This is a genomic window from Candidatus Syntrophosphaera thermopropionivorans (genome assembly GCF_004353895.1).
Lineage (GTDB): Bacteria > Cloacimonadota > Cloacimonadia > Cloacimonadales > Cloacimonadaceae > Syntrophosphaera > Syntrophosphaera thermopropionivorans.
In genome coordinates this window covers 1-1,020 of the sequence record NZ_SMOG01000053.1, presented here as the reverse complement: position 1 = coordinate 1,020, position 1,020 = coordinate 1, and the positions used below count along the sequence as shown (strand labels likewise).

Genomic DNA, 1,020 nt, shown 5'->3' with positions numbered 1-1,020 from the left:
CTTTATACCTTTAGTATCAGGAAATCATCCTCCCTACCTTTTTACGGGCATTTTGAAGAAGCCTATTACTATTATCGATTATCTTGTGCTTTCCATTGTGGTGAATATGGGAAATGCTGCTCTTGAGAATATCTCCCTCTATCAAAAGAGTAGAAGGCTGGCTCAGGAGAGAGAAAGAAATCGCCTGGCACGTGAACTTCATGATGGATTAACGCAGATTATGGTTACCACTCAAATTTATCTTCATCTTCTGGAAAAAAGTCTGGAAAATGCCGATTCCAACGACCTCTTGATTTTGCAGAAAGTTCAATCTTTGAATAAATTGGGTCTGGAAGAATCGCGCTTTATTCTTTCTGAACTGAAGGGTAAACCAATTACTCCTCTACAATTCCGGGAGAAAGTTGACGAGACTATCAATCTTTTTGCTACTCCTGACAAAGAGGTTGAGTTTGACTATAAAGTGGATGTTAAAGAAATTCCTTATCAGGTTTACCAAACGGTGCTGAAGATTTTGCAAGAAACTTTATCTAACATTCAAAAACATGCTCAAGCTCAGAAAGTTAAAATTTGTATAACGAATAGCAAACAACAGATGATTTTTTCTATAGAAGATGATGGAGTGGGCTTTGACCCCGAAGCTTTGGAAGAAAAAGAATCTGAACATTTTGGTCTTAGAAGCCTTAAAGAAAGGGTTCGGGTTTTGCGAGGGAAGTTTGATATTGATAGTCAACCGGGATGGGGAACAAAAATTATGGTAAAAGTTCCCTTACCGAGAGAAATAGCGGTTTAATTTTTAGTATAGAGCTATGAAAATAAGAGTTGCTCTTATTGATGACCATCCCATTTTTATTGCTGGTTTAAAACAACTGCTGGAAAGTGATGACCGGTATGAAGTTAAGGCAGTGGCTCAAAGTGGCGAAGAAGCGCGAAAATCTATTGATTTTAATGAAGTTGATGTTGCTCTGGTAGATGTTAATATGCCGGGTGGAAGTGGGATTGAGTTAATAAGATTCATAAAAC

At 37.7% G+C, this 1,020-nt stretch carries 2 protein-coding genes; both read left to right on the top strand.

The annotated features are described in order from the left end of the window. A partial coding sequence (locus E0946_RS07165) for a sensor histidine kinase (protein WP_133201780.1) occupies positions 1-790 on the top strand: 790 nt, incomplete at its 5' end. Positions 791-806: 16 nt separating this feature from the next. Then, positions 807-1,020: response regulator transcription factor (locus tag E0946_RS07160; RefSeq protein ID WP_133201779.1), on the top strand; the 214-nt coding region annotated here is incomplete at its 3' end.